The following is a 19,272-nucleotide window of genomic DNA, read 5'->3' as shown; positions in this document are numbered from 1 at the left end:
CCGACCGATGAATCAATTTAAGATTTTCATTCTCGGCCCTGACGGATCGGGAAATGCAATCAATCGCACAAATCGAGAATGCGACTTGAGATTGCCAGCTTGTGTTGGTCGTTAGACGGACGGCAACTCACTTTCAATCAACGCTTTGTCCAAATCCCTTGTCTTATCTCCTTGAAATTGCCGATTTGGACAGTCTTTGGACAGCTTATTGTCTCAATCGGACAAGCACTCTTGGCTACTCGATCGGCGTCAATACCATGCGGACGGATTTACCAGCTTTGAGTTGATGACAGCGGCTTTCCAGCCCTTCCAAAGCTCGTTCGCTTTCCAAGTGGGAGCTGGGAAAGATGCTATGTGATTTTTGACCAAGGAACGCATGTATTGCGTCGGCAATTTCTTGATCGCGTTGGCCATACCAATCGTAGTGGCCGCATGACACAGAAGCGACCATTCCCATGACTTCAGTGCTTTTGGAGCTGGCAAACAAGCAGTAGCTACCACGTATTTGGCAAATGGATTGGCCATCTTGGGAAGTGCAATCAGTGGCATATTTGGCAGAGTTTTGCATTCCAAACGCACACCATTCATGCCGTGCTTCTCTTTCAAGTCATACACTCTGAGCTGCCGTCCTTTCGACCCGCCGAAGACCACCCCAGTAAATCTTCCGGATTTATTCCATGAAATTTGCGACACGGCGTGTGTTGGGATCACGTAGAAATCCCCCATGCTCCAGTGAGCGACGTCGTACTTGATGTCAGCGCGGGTTAGCTTTCCGTGCTGAATGAAATACTTCCAACCTTCATGGCAGATGTTCTGCAATTCGTTATGCAGATCTAACATGCCCTCCGCGCCAATTGTTGTGGGGTTGAACGACAGCCGAAGTCGCGACACGCCATTAGCGTCCCACCGCCACTCCAAGTGCGGCAGACTGTCCTTTCCGACGGCCTTGGGAAGCTGGTCGAGTGATCCGAGCCGTAGGCGGCGAGCCACGGAGTAGCCACCACCACTCTTCGTCGACGGGAGCCAGACGGAAGTATCCTTCGTCAACACAAGCAGGGCTTGCCGCATCTCCGATGCGATGGCTGCATCATCGACGTCTGCAATGATTGCCAGATAGTCGATAGATGGGCCGTTACAGCCCCATAAAAGCTTGCCGCCACCTGACGTGTTTTTGATTTTGATGGGCTTGATAGAGGAGCCCATTTTTTTGATCGCGTATCCCATCAGATATTGCCTCCGGATTCCGGAAGTGAAGCGACCCAGTCCTCGACCTCGGCGACCGAGATCCGCACTGTGTTTCCAAACTTTGTGAAGGCGATGTGGCCGCGGTCGCGCCATCGATACACGGTCGATCGGCTGACGCTGTAGCGCTCGCACACCTGCTTGATTGAAACATACTCAGTCACAATAGTCTCCTTCGGTCAAGAAAAGCGGAAGAGCCTTCTCCTTCCCTGGAGCTCCTTATGTCTGTGTGTGGTGTCTCGCCTCGAGTCGTGTCGTTTCATCCAGCATTTCAGGTCTGGTGCGTGCGTCAAGTCGAGCGCGCCAGTGCCGGCTACGGGCGCGATTGGTGAGCGCCCGCCTCAACGTCCGCAAGGTACCGGCTCCACCAATCCGCCAGCTCGACGCGCTCTTCCCAATGGTCGCCTCGATGATACGCCCGGCGCACGCTACTGCCGACCTTGTGCGCCAATGAGATCTCGATCGCATCAGGGCTAAAGTGGCTATGCTCGTTGAGGTGGGTTGACGCTACAGCGCGAAAGCCATGCGCTGTGGCTTGCTCCTTCGTGATATCCATCCGCCGCATCGCACTGTTTAAAGCGTTCTCCGACATGGGCCGCTTATTGTTCGTTGCCGATGGAAAGACATACTTTCCGTTGCCGGTGATCGATCCGATTTCACGAAATAATTCAACGCTGCGCACCGACAGGGGCAATTCAAACGGTTGGCGACCCTTCATCTTCTCTGCGGGAACCCGCCATCGCCGCGACCCTAAATCAATTTCGCTCCATTCCGCCTGCCGGAGTACGCCTGGCCGAACATAAGTTTGTGCAATCAGTTGCAACGCAACCCGGATCGTCGGATTTTCATACTTGGAAATCTTAGTGAGGACCTCCCTCAGAAGGTCGATATCCAAGGGCGCGGCCCGATGCACGACGGTGCCCGTCGCAAATGCACCGCGAATGTTCTGGGCCGGATTGCGATCTGCAAGTCCCGAAGCGATGGCGAAGTCCCAAACCCGCGCTGCGAATGACCGAGTTTTTGCCAACGCTTCGAATTTGGCGGCACTTTCAAGCGGTCGGAGAGCGGCAATAAGTGTGGGAGGATTAATTTCGCAAATTGGCAGCTTTTCGATTGTTGAGAGGTTGGCCGCAAAATACCGCGCCTTTTTAATCGTCGCCGCAGCTTTCCCGCTTTTCTCCTCCTTTTCGATATACGCAGCGGCAATCGATCCAAACGTATCAGCGCGTTGCCGACCTGACGTCAGCTTCGCCTCTTTCCGCGCCAGACTTGGGTCCTTTCCATCACGGAGCTGGCGCCGCATGTGGTCCCGCTCCGCTCTCGCCTCGGATAACGAGACCTCAGGATATCTACCGAGAGACAGCTGATTTTGGCCGGTGGCCCGCGGATATCGAAAGTGCCAGTATTTCCGGCCCGTCGGGGAGACAACGAGCAACAACCCTAGCTCGTCATTGCGCTTATACGGTTTTTCCTTGGCCCGAAGGGCACGAATAGTTCGATCTGTAAGTCTCGGCATCTCAATCTCGCAGTCGTTTTGGTGCTTCGAATCGGACACCATTATTCGCCTCACGTGCGAAATGACTTGACGCAGATTGACACGTAATGGAGTTCGTAAGCATCTGATATACTTACGATATTGTGGATTTTAGGATTGTCCAGTTAAGTGGATTTCTCGGTACGGGCAGCACACCAACTAACAGGAGTGGGGCAACTTCCAATGGCGGCATTTAGTTTCGAGAAACGTGAATTCATGTCCGGAATGAGCGTGGAAAACAGACATAGGAGATTTGCAATTGAGCGACCCCATCTGGGCCGGTAGCTGAATGGCTGGTTCTGGGCGCTGAGAGGCGGAAAGCCGCCGTTCGATCAGCGCTTCAGAAAGGGCGGCTGCCGACCCAAGTGATGACGTTCAGCGCTCAATGCATGAACGACCGCTTCTACTGAAACATGTTATTCACCTATGGGAAGCCGTCGAGAGGCGTTGATACACTTTTCAGTCGCTCTGGAATATTCTCATCATACCAGGAATGCGATGAAGGACGTGCTAGATTTTTGGAGCGTGGATTTGGAATTGTCTTCCGAGACCGCGCGTAATCGAAGGGGGACGGCTTGGATTCGGAAACGGGGGATGTGCTGGCCCAAGTGGCGGGAATTTCGCAACTCATTCAGCTCGCACTTGAAAGAAATTTGGCGAGAGGGGAAGAAATCGGACAGCAAGTGCGAGAGCTTTTTCCGTCAAAGGAACCGCTATTTTGGAACGAGAGCAACGTTCCGGTCGACAACATCCGGGCGCCTCTTCGGGAGGCCGAACGGCTCTTAAGAGATATCAATATCACGGATGGACCAAATCCCGGCGTCTCCGAGACGCCACATCTACGGGAATTAAGGCAGCGGTACGGTGAACTGGTCCAAGCCACTTTCATTGAGCTAGGATCGCAGCGGCTAAACGCGTCGTGGAGCTATATTGATCTCGTCGAGGTGGCGCCGCTGATCGACCCAATCGAAACTCCGGTGCTCTATCTCGTCGTGACGCTACCGCTCGGAAAATCACATAAGAAGCACGAGGTGACCGCGGAAGAGCATAACCAGAGTGGCTATCATCTCCATTATGCGAAGCTGAACGGCATCCGATCGGACGTGCTGTTCGCCTTCGGTCGCAATCCGCCCGATCCGGAAAACCCGGTGACATGGGAGCGGCACGGAAGTGGCAAGGCCCGCTACTTTCCCGATCCGGAAAGTTGGAACTTCAAAAAGCGAGAGAACGTCAACAAGGTTTGCCTGGCTGCAAAGGCCAAGCTCCCGAGCGATGCGCGACTGTTCACGCCGAGTAGAAACTCAAAGTTCCTGCTTCCGATTTGAGGGCACCGCCGACTCGCCAGTCGGGTCTGCCGGACTTCTTCGCCTGATCCGCAAGGTGTCGTTTATCCCGGTGCCGGGAAGTGAAGCTGTCTCACGGCCATCACGAAGAAGTGGATGCGGTCGGACGCGCGATTGCCGATGCAACGTCATCCAGCATGCACGATCGCGCATCAGGGCTATCGTCAAACATATGGAAGTTCATCGGTTGCGGCGCATCGACAACCATCAGGCCTTCAACTTCTGGCGCAGCAGGTAGTCCGAGACGTTGACCGAGCTCTTGTGCATGATTCCTTAAGTGCCGAACGCGGTTGAGGTGCCTTAGCATTTTGTCCGGTCTTTCTACGCCTTTCCTGTCAGGTCGCGATTGACCTCGGTACTCGGTCATGCGTGCCGCGACCTCAGACTCAGTCCGGCATAGCCGCAAGTTCTTTGCCTCGATGACCCACACTCTCGACTGATCGGCACTGATGGCGAAAACATCGACATCGCCCAAGTCTGTGTCCAAACCCTGTTGTAGGAGGTCATTCACCGTCCTGCGCGTTGATGCTTGCAGGCCCAGACCATTTAGCGTGTCTGCCACCTCGTCCTCGAACTCTCGGCCCAGCTCGTCCGCACGGCGCCCTGCATACTTTCGGGCTTCTGATGATGACCAGAACTCTCCATGCATGCTACCTTCATGCATGGTTCCGACGGCATACATGAGCGCGTCGCTGATTATAATCGGTGCGATCAGCACGACAGGATCGTCGCCATCGCTCAGGGCCAGAAGAGGGCGATTGATCAGGGAGTTCGGTCTATCGAACCTCGAAAGATCAAGGTCTCTAGGTATCAGCCAGTCCTCTTCCTTGCCCCAATTTTCACGCCGTTTGAGTGTCAGCCGTTCCAGCATGGCGGCGATATTACCCTGCGGATAGTCCTTGTTCCCTTCGAGCTTAGCGGCGATTTCCGATCGCTTGATCGTGAATGCGCCTTCACCCCGCTTTTCCGCCAATTGCAGCAAGGCCGGAGCCAGATCGACCAAGGCCTCTGGGGAAGTCGAAAACTCTGCTTCAATCGCCTGGCGAAAGTCCTTGTCCCAAGGTATTCCGTCCTCTTGTGAAGGGGCCGGTTTTTCAGCCCTTACTGCATAACCTTCAGACGCTTCGTCCAACGTTTTGGCATGGAGGCGCTCGGTCGCGGGAAGCAAGGTTTTCTCGAAGACTGACCGATCGCTCATCAGGTCGCCGCCAGGGCTGATCTTGAGGTGCGGCGGCACTAGACCGGCCCTGATTGTTGCGTAGAGCTGCCCATTTCCGAATAGCAGCAGTGCGCGCGCAAACATCTCGTCCAGGTCTTCGCGGCTGGCATGTGCCCCGCCGCTGTCGGGCGCTTCACATGCAGCAATTTCGCAGATGGTTTTCGATGCTCGCTGAACGGCGTTGATTTCGTTTTGGCGCTGCATAGCTGCCAAGTCGGCGGCTTGCCCCCTGATCGATCGCAATGCGCGAATGCTCGTCCGCCAAATTCGCTGTTCATTTCGTGCCGCTTGGTATCGCTGCGCAGAAGCTTGGATCAGTTGCTCTCTGTTGAAGCCCTTGATGTGCTCGATTAACTCGCCAAGCACAAAATCGTAGTAGGACCTAAGAAAGCCCCTGCATGCCTCTTCGCCCTTAAATTCGTAGCCGTCCGATCGGCTATGGAATCTCCACACGGAGCCGCACTTTACCAGCGAGGAAGCTGATAGCGGGATCTTGCGGAATTTCTCGATCAGTCCTCCGGCTGACATCCTTTCCATCACGGATTTAGCTTCACCCGCATGGAGCCAACGCCAGTCCGGGGAAGGGATGCAACGCGAGACACTCTGCGAGATTTCATCCCTCGTGGGGCAGCCTTCGCCATCTTTCAGCAGTTGTTCAAGTAGTGTTACGGCGAAAGCCCGTTCCGCCTTGTTCTCGGTTTGCCAGAGCCCCTCAATCCACTGTGCTCCCAATCGGACTTTTCGAGTACCGTCTGTATCCGTGGATGCCTGGATATGCTGGACTGGGTCAGTGTCGCCCACAATTTTCCCATGCTGCGTGCCTTCACCTTCTTCCGTTTCGATGCAGACATAGCGGGGATTGCCACCCAGACGATTTCCGAATTCATCCAGAATTTGCGGCGCAACCTGAGCCAACCACTGCATGGCGGCATTCCAGACCTGATAGAGCCACTCAAAGGAGACAGGTTCCGTGCCGTTCTGTACCGCTTCGACCCACCAGACCTGGCCTCTTAGCGCAATTGCGCCGATGAGCCGCTGTGCAATTGCATCTTCGATACTTCCATAGACGGGTTTGAGGCCATCCGGCCCCCAGTCAATGCGCTGAACCTTCCTGAACGTGCCATCCGGAAAGGGGAGCGCTCGCAAATCTCTATTCCGTGCGGACTCGACGCGCGGTTCGAAGAGATCGTTGATCGGCATCATGACGTTGCACGGTGGTTCCATGTCAACCATGTGCTCGGGGATCACCTGTCCGTCTGTGGCCCGCCAATTTCCGAAAAGGTTCAACGTGCCATTGACGTTATCAACCCGATAGCCGAGGCCTTCCAGCAGCTCGACCTGAGTGATGACCCGCCAAAGGCTGTGAAGCTTGCCTTCCTTGCACGCGCCAAGCTGCGCGGCTTCGGCAAACGATAGCGGCAAATACCGCCAGCCTGACGGAATCTTGCTCTCATCCAGTTCGGGGGCGAAGGCGTAGCCGCCGCCCCATCCACCCATGAGAATGACCGTGATCGCCTCGCGATAATCCGCCTGTTTACTCAGGAGCTGCCAGAAACGCTCGATGTCTTCCTGTATCGCCAGAGTCGTTTGTTCGCCGATCCTAACGACACTGCCAAACGCCACGTTTGGGAAATCCGCGAGTGAAACAGGGAGCTGGATTACGTGTAGAAAACGGCCAGATGAGAAACGGCATACGCTGCCGCGCAGCCCGTCCTTGCTCGGGCCCGTCAACTGGATTTCTCGTGTCGGCCAGAAGCCCGTCCATTCAGAGTAGGCCTCTTGGACAACCATCAAGCGGTAACAGAACTCCGCTTCAAAGCCCTCCTTTTTGGCGGCGAGAATCAGTAACGCTCGGACCGCGAGCGACATCGCCCCTGGGTTCAAAACAAGGATGCCATTGGCTGTCGATGCTAGCGGGTGGAATTCAAGCGGACTGTCGCCAGGAATGGGATTGAGCAGATTAGGGTGAAATTGTTCGTCGAGAATGAACGGGGCGAGCTCTTCCTTCGAGATGCCGAGTTTCCCGAGGTCCGAGTCCGAGAACGTCACGCGCCGTGCGATCGCCCGAAGCCTCTCCGTAGGTGGCAGCACAATATTGGCCCATTGCTCGCCCGGTTCGAAGGCGTAGCGCTTCACATTGGAGCGCTTGGCAAGCGCGTCGCTCAGCTTCAAAAGGCTGTAAGCTGTATCGAGCGCATAGCTAGTGAGGTCTGTTTCAGGCAGTGCTTCGAATGCCTGGATGACGGTATCCGTATATTCCGCCGCATGTTCCCAGTGGCCACCAAAGATCAGGAAATCGCCACGCGTGGTGGGCACCGCATCACAGAAGAAGTCCTCGATCGGATCTTCTAGGCGGACAACGCGCGCGGCATCGAAGGAGCTGTTGAGGATGGCTTCAATATTAGACTTGCTGGGCTTGATCTTTCCGTCAGCCATGGAGAGCACGAGGCGTAGGAGCCAATCAAGCCTGACCGCGTTGACATGATAGCGCGGTTCAGTGAGTAATCCGGCAACGACCGCAGCGGTTTGGTGCTTCTTTAGTTTGCTAATAGAATGGAAGGCATCCGAAGCGAACGACACCGCCTCCGCAGGCGTTTGCGGGACCCACATAGCCTCTAGCATTTCCTGCATCAGCAGCGCTTTGCTCTTGTCATCGGTCGCTGTCTGAGTCTCACTGATCATAGTGGTACAATCGCATTCCCTTATAGTCGTGCAACCATTGAGTTTCTTGATTTAATGATTTGGAACGCCCCTACCGATTAGCCGCTTTTGCGCCATTTCGTTTAAGAACCGTTTTTCCGCTAACGGCCCAGCTGTTGCCGGAATGTGGGTAGGGTTGGAAAAAACTCTCGCCGTCGGCTCTTGGCGAAAGCTGCCGTTCGACAATTCGGCGTCGGACAGCAGGAAAGGCCCTAACCAAGCCATTTGGCCAAGCTAGTAACCTTGTCCGCTCTCAGGCAATCGCTAGGCGAGCCGCAATGACCGGGATGGGGCGCATAGCAGCCACTGCGCGGAACGTCCGAAATGGGGTCGGAAAGCGGACAGGCGGATTATATGCAACTGATTGCACAAGCTGCCGTATAGTGGGAATGGTCGTCTACCCCAAATTCTACCCCACTTTGGATGGGTATAAGGCGGAATGGATTGAAACGACCTGCAGCACAGCAGTCGGCTATTTTGCTGCGATTACAGCGCCTTATGGTCCGAACTGAAGCGCAATGAAATGTGCAAATGGTGCCCAGGAGAGGACTCGAACCTCCACGCCCTTTCGAGCGCCGCCACCTGAAGACGGTGCGTCTACCAATTCCGCCACCTGGGCACAGGGACATCGGGTAGGCCGCGCCGATTAAGCGACGGGCGCGTCAGCGTCAACCGTGCAAATGCGCTCTGGCGAGCACCAGCCGTGTACCTTTTGAATTCGAGCGTCGAAAACGGGGCCATTGCAGTGGTGAATACCAAGCAGCGCCAACCAGTTATTAACCTTTCCCGTTTAATGCCGCTCGTGAATCACGGGTAAATTTCGTTGTTGAACAGGAAGATGACGTGAATAAGCCGACGGGAAAGTTGGAATCCAATCTCCAGAAGACGCGCCAGCAAGATCGCGTGGCGCTCGAAGGGACCGTGCGTTCGCGCCATCCCGGCACCAAGGGCTATCCCACACGTATTCACGACCTGTCGCCCGGCGGTTGCCGCGTCGAACTGTCCTACGAGCCGCGCATCGGCGAGACCGTCTGGATTGCGCTGCCCGGGATCGAAGCGATCGAGAGCAAGATCTGCTGGAACGACCGCTTCACCGCGGGCGTCGCGTTCACCAAACCGCTTTACCCGTCGGTGTTCGACATGATCGCCAAAAAGATGCGCGGTAACGGCTAAACGGGGCTGCTGCTTCCTTAAGCCCCCTTGCATTGCCCACCCCCCTGTATCAGAGACGCAGCCAAGCGTTTTTGAAAGGGAAACGGGATGTCCGACACTCCCCAACTTGTCACCATTTTCGGCGGCGGCGGCTTTATCGGCCGCTATGCGGCAGAAGCCTTGCTGAAATCGGGCGTGCGCCTGCGCGTTGCCGAACGTAAGCCCAAGAGCGCTTACAAGTTGCAACCGCTGGGCAGCGTCGGCCAGGTCGCATTGATGAGCGCCGATATTACGCGGCCCGACACGGTGGCGCGCGCTGTCGAAGGCGCCGACGCGGTGATTAACCTCGTCGGCATTTTTAACGGCGATCTGGAGGCGGTGCATGTCGATGGCGCGCGCAATGTCGCCGAGGAAGCGAAGAAGGCGGGCGCCAAGTCGGTCGTGCATATATCGGCCATCGGCGCCGACCCCGCTGCGCCGTCACGCTATGGCAGCTCCAAGGGCCGCGGCGAAGACGCGGTGCGCGACGCCTTTGCCGGTGCCACCATCCTTCGCCCCAGTGTCGTGTTCGGCCAGGAAGACGAGTTCACCAACCGCTTCGCGCAAATGGCGGCAATGCCGGTGCTGCCGGTGCTCAAGCCCAACACCAGGTTCCAGCCGGTCTATGTCAGCGATTTGGGCAAGGCCATCGCCAAGGCCGCGCTCGATCCCAAGACGCATGGTGGCAAGACCTATGAAATTGGCGGGCCCGAGCAGTACAGCATGCACGACCTCAACCAGAAGATCGCGCGGCTTGCCGGACGCCATCCTGCGGTCATCGACCTGCCCGACGCCTTCGGTTCGCTGATGAGCAAGTTCGGCTGGCTGCCCGGCGCTCCGATGACGGGCGACCAGTGGATCATGCTGCAAAGCGACAATGTCGTCAGCGACGACGCGGCTACGCTTGCCGACATGGGCATCACGCCGACGCCGCTCGGCCAGGTCGCACCCAGCTGGCTTGGCCGCTACAAGCGCGGCGGCCGCTTCGCAGACCAGTTGCCGGCCTAACGCATCATGCCCATTCTCTGGCTCGTCATCATCCTCGGCATCGTCGAGGGCATCACCGAATATCTGCCCGTTTCCTCGACGGGACACCTCATCCTCGCGACCGAGCTTCTAGGGTTCGACGCCGAGGACTGGGCAGTCTTCAACGTCGCCATCCAGCCGGGCGCAATCCTTGCCGTCGTGATCCTCTACTGGGGCACCTTCTGGGGCGTACTCAAAGGCCTGTTCGAAGGTTCGAAGAACGCGCTCTATTTCACCCGCAACCTGCTGGTGGCATTTACGCCGGCGGTCGTGCTTGGCGTATTGCTCGCGGATCATCTCGACAAGCTGTTGGCCAACGCGGTGGTAGTGGCATGGGCGCTGATCATCGGCGGCATCGCCATTCTCGTCATCGAAAAGCTCGCCAACCCCCCTGCCCGCCCCGACATTCCCGAAGACCAGGTCGGCGGCGCGGTCGCCACACTGGGCTTCAAGCGGTCGGTGCTGATCGGCCTCGTCCAGTGTCTCGCCATGGTCCCCGGCGTCAGCCGGTCGGGCGCGACGATTATGGGCGCGATGGCGTTTGGCGTCGATCGCCGCACCGCCGCTGAATTCAGCTTTTTCCTCGCAGTCCCCACGCTGACCGGCGCGACCGTGTATCAGCTATTTCGCGATCGGGAAAATCTCGTCGCCGACGATTTTGGCTGGATCGGCCTTGGCGCGCTGATCAGCTTCATCGTGGCGTACGTGGTGGTGAAGGCCTTTATCGCCATCGTGACGCGATACGGCTTCGCGCCCTTTGCCTGGTACCGCATCGTGATCGGCGCCGCGGCCCTTGTGTGGCTAGGCGCAATCTGATTGAAGTGTAGCATTCGATAACCTGTCCGGGGGGACCAGATCATTCGTACCTTGACCGCATGGCTGCTTGCCATGACCGCTTTCTTTTCCAGTCCAGCACTCGCCCAAGCTCAGGAGGTGTCGCCTGAAGGTCTGGCAGCTGCCGAAAAGCTGCTCGAAGCGATGGACTATGACGAGCTAATGGCGCGCGTCGTCGATGGCATGGTTGTCGAACAACGTACGCAGGTGCGCACCATGCTCGAACAAAGCGGGGAAGACATCAGCCCGGAGCTTATCGAGGACGTGACCGAGGTGATGCAGCGCCATTCGCGCAATATCATCATGGACAACCTCGACGAACTACGCACCGCGACCGCCCATATATACGCCGCCAACATGAGCGCCGAGGATCTGGAACGTCTTGCTGTCCTGCAAGCCGATCCGGTGATGAAACGCTTCAACGCCGCCATGCCGGCAATGATGCAGGACACCTTGGCGCTGACGATGGGTCTCATGATGGAAGCGCAGCCTGCCATGCAGTCCGAACTGACGGAGGTGATCGCGCGCCACCTCGAATCGCCATCCAACTGAAAATCGGGGGAAAATCCATGAAATCGCTGTTGTTCGGTACCACCGCCATCATCCTCGCAACTGCCACCCCAGCCTTTGCACAAGAGACCGGCGCGGTCGTGGCGGACGCCGAGCAGGAAGCGCTTGAGGCGGCGGAGGATGCCGAGACACTAGCGCTCGCCGAAGCCGCGCTCGATCTGTACTGGCCCAAGGGCAACACCGAGGCAGCGGTCGACTTCATGCTGGGACCGTGGGCCGATCGCATGCTCGACAGCCCGATCCGCGACCTGGCCGAGCCGTTCCGGCCCGTCATCGCGCTGTACGTCAACGAGATGGGGCCGCTAATGGAAGCCCTCGCTTCGCTCGAGGATGATCTTCCCGGCGACGACGAGGAGGGCGCGGAAGCTGACGAGGAAGCCACCGACGGCAATGAGGAACTCGAGGCCGTCCAGGAACTCTTCGGAAATCCTGAGGACATCGACGCCGGTATCGATTTGATGCTCGCACTCTACGGCGACCTCACCATTCGCGGACTGATCAGCGACGAGGACGAACATTTCGATGAGCGCCTGGCGATCCTTCGTGACGTCATGGACAAGGAATTGCCCGCGGTGCTCGAAGAATTCGAGGAGCCGGTGCGCGCCGGGCTGATCCAAGTCTTCGCCGATCGCTTCACCAAGGCGGAGCTCGCGCAGATCGCTGCCTTTGCCGATACGCCAGCGGGCGAAAAATTCGCCGCTAATATCTTCACCGTGGGATTCGAACCCGAATATTTCGCCGGCATCATGGCGAGCTTTCCGGGCATGATCAAAAAGGCGCCGCCGCTCGTCGAAGCGCTCGAAGAACGCATGGCACATCTGCCGCCGATGTTCCCCGAACCGGAAGCGTCCGAAGCCTGCGCGGAAATCGAAGACGAGGCCCAGCGCGAGACATGCCAGACCGAGGCAGAAGCCGTCATGGAGGACGAATGGCAGCCTACGCCTGAGGAACTCGACGAATGGGCCGCAGAGTATCAGGCCATGGCCGACGACTATCGTCAGCAGGCAGCAGACCGCCGCGCCGAGCTGGCTTCCGAGGCTACCGACGAATAGGCTTCACTTTGGCGGCAAATCGGCTATCGTGTTGTTCCCAAACAAGTTTTCGGGAGCTCCGAGTCGTATGCGTTATCTCATGATGATCCCAGCCGCCGCCATCGGGCTTGGCGTTGCGACACCTGCCAGTGCGCAGGAAGTCGATCACGAAGCAGTGACCGAACAGTTCGAACAAAGCGTGCGCGCCGACCTTGGCCGCATTCTCGACGATCCGGATTTGCCCGAGAAAGCGGCGCGCTCCACCGAAGCGCTCGTCGCCGTGCTCGAGACGCTGCCGATCGGTAACATCGAGGCGGCGATCGACGGCCGTGAACCCACCGATGCGGATCGTGTCCGGACACTGGGCGATGTGATTGATGTGGACGGGCGCGAAATCCGCGGCGAACTGGCGATGGCCATCGCGGAGAACCGACCCCGCATCGAAGCGGGTATTGATGCTGCCGTCGTCACGCTGCCGGCGCTGCTGGCAGCCGTCGAGACCTTGCGCAGCGAACTCGAAGCTATCGCACGCGATTAAACCGCTTTTTCGAATAATCGGTGGATAAGTCGGCTGCCCCTGCTTGAAGGGCGGACCGCGCGTCCGTAGGTGTTGACCTATGTGGCAGCTCTACCAATTCCCGCTTTGTCCCTTTTCGCGCAAGGTGCGCCTCGCGCTGGGCGAAAAAGGCGTGGCGCACGAACTGGTGAAAGAGCATCCGTGGGAACGGCGCGACGAGTTTGTCGACCTGAACCCCGCCGCCGAAACGCCGGTGCTAGTCGAAACCGATGCAAAAGTGGTCCTGATCGGTTCGCAGCCTATCGCCGAATATTTTGACGAGACGGTGGAAAAGGCGCCGATGATCCAGGGCAGCGCTGCGCAGCGCGCCGAAATCCGCCGTCTCACCGAATGGTATGACGACAAATTCTTCCGCGACGTCACGGGCCCGATCCTGCACGAGCGGATGACCAAGCGTATCGTCACGCATGAAAGCCCCGACACGATGGCACTGCGCAATTCCATGCGCGTGGCCAACGCCTATCTCGATTATGCCGATTACCTGCTCGACCATCGCCGCTGGATGGCGGGCAACTCGCTGAGCCTGGCCGATTTTGCCGCGGCGGCGCAGATCAGCGTGGTCGATTATCTGGGCGGCATCGACTGGCGCGGGCACGACCAGAGCAAGGCCTGGTATAGCGTCATGAAGTCCCGCCCCTGCTTCCGCCCGCTACTCGGCGAACGCATGGACGGCATCGTCCCGCCAAGCCACTACGACAAGGTCGACTTCTAGGCCTTCACCGCCGTCAGCAGATAGTTAAGCCGCGTATCTTCGCTGAGGTGGAAGCCTTGAAGCGGGCTCACCGCGATGCCGCGCGTGTCGATCACCTTCATGCCCGCGGCCTCGATCAGCGCAGAGAGCTCTTCGGGCGGCAGGAACTGTTCGAAGTCGTGCGTGCCGCGCGGGATCCGGCCGAAGCCTTCGGCCAGCGTGATCGTCAGCAACCGCGACCAGGCCGTCTTGTTGGGCGTCGACATGATCAGCAGGCCGCCTGGTGCGACCCGCGCCTCCAGGTCTGCGACAAAGGCCGCCGGGTCAGCCACGTGCTCAACCACTTCCATCGCGGTCACGAGATCGTGGGCTCCCTCGATATTCTCGACCCCGCCCGCGCTGTACGTGATGTCCAGCCCGGCAGCCTTGGCGTGCGCCTTGGCGACCTCGATCACTTCGGCAGCAGCATCCACGCCCGTCACTTTCGCGCCCAATCGCGCCAATGGCTCGGCCAGCAGCCCGGCCCCGCAGCCGACATCGAGCGCGCTCTTATCCTCCAGCGGACGGAAACTGCATTCATCGCAGTGGAAATGCTGGTCGACCTGGTCGCGCACATAGCCGAGCCGCACAGGATTGAGCTTGTGGAGCATCGCGCTCTTGCCCTTGGGGTCCCACCAGTCGTCGGCCATGCCGCCGAAATGGGCGGCTTCCTTATCGAGGATGCTTGTCTTTGCCATGCCCGCTCCCTACCAGCTTGGGGTTCTATGGGCGAGCGCATTGTCATGAAGTTTGGCGGCACCTCGATGGCAGGCATCGAGCGGATCCGCCATGTCGCCGACATCGTCGCGCGCCAGGCTGTCAATGGCGATGAGGTGCTGGTCGTGGTGTCCGCTATGGCGGGGGAGACCGACCGGCTGGTGCAGTTCTGCAAGGAAGCCGCCGCCACCCACGACCCGCGCGAATATGACGTTGTCGTTGCCAGCGGCGAACAGGTGACCGCAGGCCTTCTCGCGATGACGTTGCAGAATGCCGGGCTCGAAGCGCGCAGCTTCATGGGCTGGCAGCTGGTCAAGGCCAGCGGGGTGCACGGCAATGCGCGCGTGGAAAAAATCGAAAGCGATCTGCTTTCGGACGCCTTGGGCAACGGCACCATCTGCGTCATTCCGGGCTTTCAGGGCGCGACCGAGGATGGCCGGCTGGCGACGCTTGGCCGCGGCGGGTCGGACACCAGCGCGGTCGCCATCGCGGCCGGCGTGAAGGCCGATCGCTGCGACATCTACACCGACGTCGATGGCGTCTACACGACCGACCCGCGCCTGACGCCAAAGGCGCGCAAGCTCGACGCGATCACTTTCGAGGAAATGCTCGAACTGGCGGGCGCTGGGGCAAAGGTGTTGCAGGTGCGCTCGGTCGGGCTCGCCATGCGCGAGAAAATGCCGCTGCGGGTCGTGTCCGCATTCGAGGACGTACCGGGCACGAGCATCGTCGCCGAATTGGGAGAGAATATGGAACGCACCGCCATTGCCGGGATCGCCGCCGATCGGGGCGAAGTGCTCTTGAGCGCGCGCGACATCGGCATCGCTACCGCCACCGGTGCGCTCGCCGATGCGGGGATTGCCGCTGACATGCTGAGCCAATCGGACGATGGGCTCAAGCTGACCGTGCCGCGCGCTTCGATGGTGCAGGCCATCGCGCTGCTCGAAAAAGCAGGTGCCGGCGGCATCGACACCAACGAGGACGTCGCCAAGATCTCGATCGTCGGCGTGGGCCTGCGTTCCGATCCGCATTTGACCGCCAAATTCTATGCCGTATTGGCCGACCGCGACATCGCGGTACACCTGGCCTCGAGCGGCGAAATTCGTGCCGCGGCGCTGATCGACGACAATCACGTCGATGTCGCCGTGCGCGCCCTCCATACGGCCTTCGGGCTCGACAGTTAGGAAGATACTATGAGTGGTGAAGGTTTGATCGCGGAACCCCGGCCGATGCCCGGCGGCACAGGCGCTGCCCGGCTTGCCGAACTGATGAAGCGCGGTACCGATTTCCTCGGGTGCCAGACCGCCATCATGGGCGGCGCGATGAGCTGGGTGTCCGAACGCAACCTCGTGTCCGCCATCTCCAATGCGGGCGGCTTCGGCGTCATTGCCTGCGGCGCGATGACGCCCGAACTGCTCGACACCGAGATCGCCGAGACCAAGAAGCGCACGAACAAGCCGTTCGGCGTGAATCTCATCACCATGCACCCCGATCTCGATGCGCTGATCGACATCTGCGCGCGTCACGAAGTCGGCCATATCGTGCTGGCGGGCGGGCTTCCGCCCGGCAAGGCGATCGAGCGGATCAAGGGCAACGGCGCCAAGCTGATCGCTTTTGCCCCCGCGCTTGCGCTCGCCAAGAAACTGAAGCGTTCTGGCGTCGATGCGCTTGTCGTCGAGGGCATGGAAGCAGGCGGTCATATCGGCCCGGTTTCGACTAGCGTGCTCGCACAAGAAATTCTGCCGAGTATGGCCGAGGAAATGCCGGTCTTCGTGGCCGGCGGTATCGGTCGCGGAGAAGCGATCGCCGCCTATCTCGAAATGGGTGCGGTCGGCGTCCAGATCGGCACGCGCCTCGTTTGCGCCACCGAGAGCATCGCGCACGAGAATTTCAAGAAGATGTTCATTCGCGCCTCGGCGCGTGATGCCGTCCCGTCGGTCCAGATCGATCCGCGCCTGCCGGTCATCCCCGTCCGCGCGCTCAAGAACCGCGAAATGGAAAATTTTGCCGCCAAGCAGCGCGAGGTCGCCGACCTGCTCGACAAGGGCAGCGTCGAAATGGCCGAAGCCCAGCTCCAGATCGAGCATTATTGGGCGGGTGCGCTCAAGCGTGCGGTCATCGATGGCGATGTCGAAAGCGGCAGCGTGATGGCCGGCCAGTCGGTCGGCATGGTCAAGAAAGAGGAACCGGTTGCCGACATCCTCGCCGAACTGGTGGACGAGGCCGCCGCCGCGCTGGAGACTCGCTAGGCACCGCGCCATGCCTCTGCTAGCCCCTAGGCCATGGTAGAAAGCGCAGCCGCCTCCGCCCGCGAAATCCTGACCGGCCTCCATGACGTGATGGCCGGGCGCGGCACCGCGCAGTCGAAGCTCGACCATGTCGTCGACCTGATCGCCGAGAAGATGGCGAGCGAGGTCTGCTCGATCTACGTCATGCGCGACAACATGCTCGAGCTGTACGCGACCCACGGTCTCAACAAGGAAGCGGTGCACGTGACCCGCCTCGGCCTCGGCGAAGGTCTCGTCGGCACGATCGCCGAGCAGACCCGCGTGCTCAACCTCGAAGAAGCCAGCGCGCACCCGCAATTCTCCTATCGCCCCGAAACGGGCGAAGAACATTTCCACAGCTTTGCCGGCATCCCCATCGTGCGCCGCGAGGAGCCGATCGGCGTCCTCACCGTGCAGCACGAAGACAGCCGCAAATACCAGGACGTCGAGATCGAGGCGCTGCAGACCGTCGCGATGGTGATGAGCGAAATGCTGGCCAATGCCGGCATTGCCGATGGTACGCGCGGACGGAGCCGGTCTTCGGGCGAACAGCAGCTGGGCGGGCTCCAGCTCGTCACCGGCATGGCGCGCGGCAAGGCGGTCTTCCACCAGCCCAAGGTCACCGTCGAACATACGGTCGCGGAAGATACCGAGGCCGAACGTGCGCGTGTTTATGCGGCCTTCCGCAAGATGCGCGAACAGATCGACAACATGACGCGCGATGCCGAATTCGGCACCACGGGCGAGCATGAAGAGATCCTCGAGACCTACAAGATGTTCGCCTACGACGAGGGCTGGGCGCGGCGCATCAACGAAGCCATCGACAGCGGCCTGACCGCAGAAGCGGCGATCGAACGCGTGCAGCAGCATACGCGCACGCGAATGAAGGAAATCGACGATCCCTTGCTTGCCGAGCGGATGCACGATCTCGAGGACCTGTCGAACCGCCTGCTACGCATCGTCGCCGGGCGGATGACGACGGCGGCGCAGACCGGGCTCGATGAGGACACGATCCTGATCGCCCGCAATCTCGGGCCCGCCGAACTGCTCGAATATGACCGACGCCGCCTGAAGGGCGTGGTACTCCAGGAAGGCTCGCTCACCAGCCACGTCACCATTGTCGCGCGGGCGATGGGCGTGCCGACGGTCGGCAAGATCGAGGACATCCGTCACATCGCCAATGACGGAGATGAGATCCTCGTCGATGGCGATCAGGGAACGATTTGCGTCCGCCCGTCGCGCACCACCATCGACAGTTTCGATATGCGCATGGCGACAACGGCCAAACGCCGCGCCGAATATGCCGCGCTAAAGGACCAGCCTGCCGAAACGATCGATGGTCAGCGCATCCAGCTGATGGTCAATGCCGGCCTGCCCGAAGATGCCGCGCAGCTTGCCGCCAACGGCGCCGAGGGGATCGGGCTCTTCCGCACCGAATTCCAGTTCCTCATCGCCGCGCGCCTGCCCGGCCGCGAAAGCCAGCAGAAACTCTACAAGGACGTGCTTGACGCTGCCGGCGACCGGCCCGTCATCTTCCGCACGCTCGACATCGGCGGCGATAAGGCGCTGCCCTATCTCAACGAGAAGGACGAGGCCGAAAATCCGGCGATGGGCTGGCGTGCGCTGCGGCTCAGCCTCGACCGCAAGGCACTGATGAAGGCGCAGGCCCGCGCGCTGGTCGAAGCCGCGGGCGGGCGCCATCTGCGCGTCATGTTCCCCATGGTCTCCGAACCCTGGGAATTCGAAGAAGCACGCCAACTGTTTGAAAAAGAGGTGAAATGGCTACGCGATCGCAAGCGCGTGCTGCCGACGGTCATCGAATATGGCTGCATGCTCGAGGTTCCAAGCCTCGCCGAAATGCTCGACCAGCTGCTGCCGCGGATCGATTTCCTGTCGATCGGCACCAATGACCTGACCCAATTTCTTTTCGCCGCCGACCGCGCGGATCCGCGTCTGGCCGAGCGTTATGACTGGCTCAGTCCCTCGATCCTGCGCTTTCTCAAACGCATCGTCGACCAGTGCAAGGCGGCCGACGTCCCTGTTCGCGTCTGCGGCGAAATGGGCGGGCGCCCGCCCGAGGCGCTGGCGCTTATTGCCATCGGGATGGAAGCTTTTTCGGTCACGCCGGCCGCGCTTGGCCCCCTGAAAGCAATGATCCATTCGCTCGATGCCGGCGCTGCACGCCGCGAGTTCGAAAGCCTGCTGGCCGACCCGCCGAAGATGTTCCGCGAGGCCGTGATCGACTGGGCGCGGCAGCAAGCGGTTGATTTGAGCTAAGGCCTTGCCCTTTT

General features: G+C 59.6%; 16 protein-coding genes and 1 tRNA gene. 11 read left to right on the top strand and 6 right to left on the bottom strand.

All coding sequences use genetic code 11. The features are described from left to right. Positions 1-249 precede the first annotated feature (249 nt). From NUX07_RS03180 to NUX07_RS03170, 3 genes are all read right to left on the bottom strand, one after another. Positions 250-1,224, bottom strand: coding sequence for a hypothetical protein (locus NUX07_RS03180; protein ID WP_265528781.1), 975 nt, complete (start codon positions 1,222-1,224; stop codon positions 250-252). Next, complete coding sequence (locus NUX07_RS03175) at positions 1,224-1,406, bottom strand: helix-turn-helix domain-containing protein (RefSeq protein ID WP_265528779.1); 183 nt, start codon at positions 1,404-1,406, stop codon at positions 1,224-1,226. The genes NUX07_RS03180 and NUX07_RS03175 overlap by 1 nt, the downstream gene beginning before the upstream one ends. Positions 1,407-1,555: 149 nt before the next feature. Continuing rightward, the gene (locus tag NUX07_RS03170) at positions 1,556-2,758 is read right to left on the bottom strand and encodes a tyrosine-type recombinase/integrase (RefSeq protein ID WP_265530730.1); all 1,203 of its coding nucleotides are present in this window, start codon (positions 2,756-2,758) and stop codon (positions 1,556-1,558) included. Between the two features lie 593 nt (positions 2,759-3,351). Between NUX07_RS03170 and NUX07_RS03165 the strand changes: the two genes are divergently transcribed. After that, positions 3,352-4,101 carry a hypothetical protein gene (locus tag NUX07_RS03165; RefSeq protein WP_265528778.1) on the top strand — a complete coding sequence of 250 codons (750 nt, stop codon included), beginning with the start codon at positions 3,352-3,354 and terminating at the stop codon, positions 4,099-4,101. Positions 4,102-4,201: 100 nt separating this feature from the next. On the opposite strand, the gene NUX07_RS03160 is transcribed toward NUX07_RS03165, so the two are convergent. Both NUX07_RS03160 and NUX07_RS03155 read right to left on the bottom strand, forming a co-directional pair. Then, complete coding sequence (locus tag NUX07_RS03160; RefSeq protein ID WP_265528777.1) at positions 4,202-8,020, bottom strand: hypothetical protein; 3,819 nt, start codon at positions 8,018-8,020, stop codon at positions 4,202-4,204. Between the two features lie 550 nt (positions 8,021-8,570). Next, positions 8,571-8,657 (bottom strand) — tRNA-Leu (locus tag NUX07_RS03155). A 224-nt stretch (positions 8,658-8,881) separates the two neighbouring features. On the opposite strand from NUX07_RS03155, the gene NUX07_RS03150 reads away from it, so the two are divergent. From NUX07_RS03150 to NUX07_RS03120, 7 genes are all read left to right on the top strand, one after another. After that, entirely contained in the window at positions 8,882-9,211 is a 330-nt protein-coding gene (locus tag NUX07_RS03150) for a PilZ domain-containing protein (RefSeq protein WP_265528776.1), read from the top strand. Positions 9,212-9,298: 87 nt separating this feature from the next. After that, entirely contained in the window at positions 9,299-10,237 is a 939-nt protein-coding gene (locus NUX07_RS03145) for a complex I NDUFA9 subunit family protein (protein WP_265528774.1), read from the top strand. Between the two features lie 6 nt (positions 10,238-10,243). After that, positions 10,244-11,071 carry an undecaprenyl-diphosphate phosphatase gene (locus NUX07_RS03140; RefSeq protein ID WP_265528773.1) on the top strand — a complete coding sequence of 276 codons (828 nt, stop codon included), beginning with the start codon at positions 10,244-10,246 and terminating at the stop codon, positions 11,069-11,071. A 117-nt stretch (positions 11,072-11,188) separates the two neighbouring features. After that, a complete protein-coding gene (locus NUX07_RS03135; RefSeq protein ID WP_265528771.1) occupies positions 11,189-11,641 on the top strand; it encodes a DUF2059 domain-containing protein in 453 nt (150 codons plus the stop codon). Between the two features lie 17 nt (positions 11,642-11,658). Then, complete coding sequence (locus NUX07_RS03130; RefSeq protein WP_265528770.1) at positions 11,659-12,711, top strand: DUF2059 domain-containing protein; 1,053 nt, start codon at positions 11,659-11,661, stop codon at positions 12,709-12,711. 67 nt (positions 12,712-12,778) lie between these two features. Beyond that, positions 12,779-13,228, top strand: a complete 450-nt coding sequence (locus NUX07_RS03125; protein WP_265528769.1) for a hypothetical protein — start codon at positions 12,779-12,781, stop codon at positions 13,226-13,228. A 79-nt stretch (positions 13,229-13,307) separates the two neighbouring features. Next, on the top strand, positions 13,308-13,979 hold the full coding sequence (locus NUX07_RS03120) for a glutathione S-transferase family protein (RefSeq protein WP_265528767.1): 672 nt from the start codon (positions 13,308-13,310) through the stop codon (positions 13,977-13,979). On the opposite strand, the gene ubiG is transcribed toward NUX07_RS03120, so the two are convergent. Next, a complete protein-coding gene (gene ubiG, locus NUX07_RS03115; protein ID WP_265528766.1) occupies positions 13,976-14,695 on the bottom strand; it encodes a bifunctional 2-polyprenyl-6-hydroxyphenol methylase/3-demethylubiquinol 3-O-methyltransferase UbiG in 720 nt (239 codons plus the stop codon). The two genes, NUX07_RS03120 and ubiG, sit on opposite strands and share 4 nt — an antisense overlap. Positions 14,696-14,722: 27 nt before the next feature. Here ubiG and NUX07_RS03110 point away from each other — a divergent pair, with 27 nt between their 5' ends. Genes NUX07_RS03110 through ptsP form a run of 3 tightly spaced genes read left to right on the top strand, consistent with a single transcriptional unit; the run spans position 14,723 to position 19,258 of the window. Continuing rightward, on the top strand, positions 14,723-15,898 hold the full coding sequence (locus NUX07_RS03110; RefSeq protein WP_265528765.1) for an aspartate kinase: 1,176 nt from the start codon (positions 14,723-14,725) through the stop codon (positions 15,896-15,898). Between the two features lie 9 nt (positions 15,899-15,907). After that, complete coding sequence (locus NUX07_RS03105; RefSeq protein WP_265528764.1) at positions 15,908-16,963, top strand: NAD(P)H-dependent flavin oxidoreductase; 1,056 nt, start codon at positions 15,908-15,910, stop codon at positions 16,961-16,963. 33 nt (positions 16,964-16,996) lie between these two features. Then, positions 16,997-19,258, top strand: coding sequence for a phosphoenolpyruvate--protein phosphotransferase (gene ptsP / locus NUX07_RS03100; RefSeq protein WP_265528762.1), 2,262 nt, complete (start codon positions 16,997-16,999; stop codon positions 19,256-19,258). Positions 19,259-19,272: the final 14 nt, after the last annotated feature.

The organism is Sphingomicrobium marinum (assembly GCF_026157105.1).
Classification (GTDB): domain Bacteria; phylum Pseudomonadota; class Alphaproteobacteria; order Sphingomonadales; family Sphingomonadaceae; genus Sphingomicrobium; species Sphingomicrobium marinum.
Note: the sequence above shows the minus strand (reverse complement) of the source record. Positions and strands in the feature narration are given on the sequence as shown.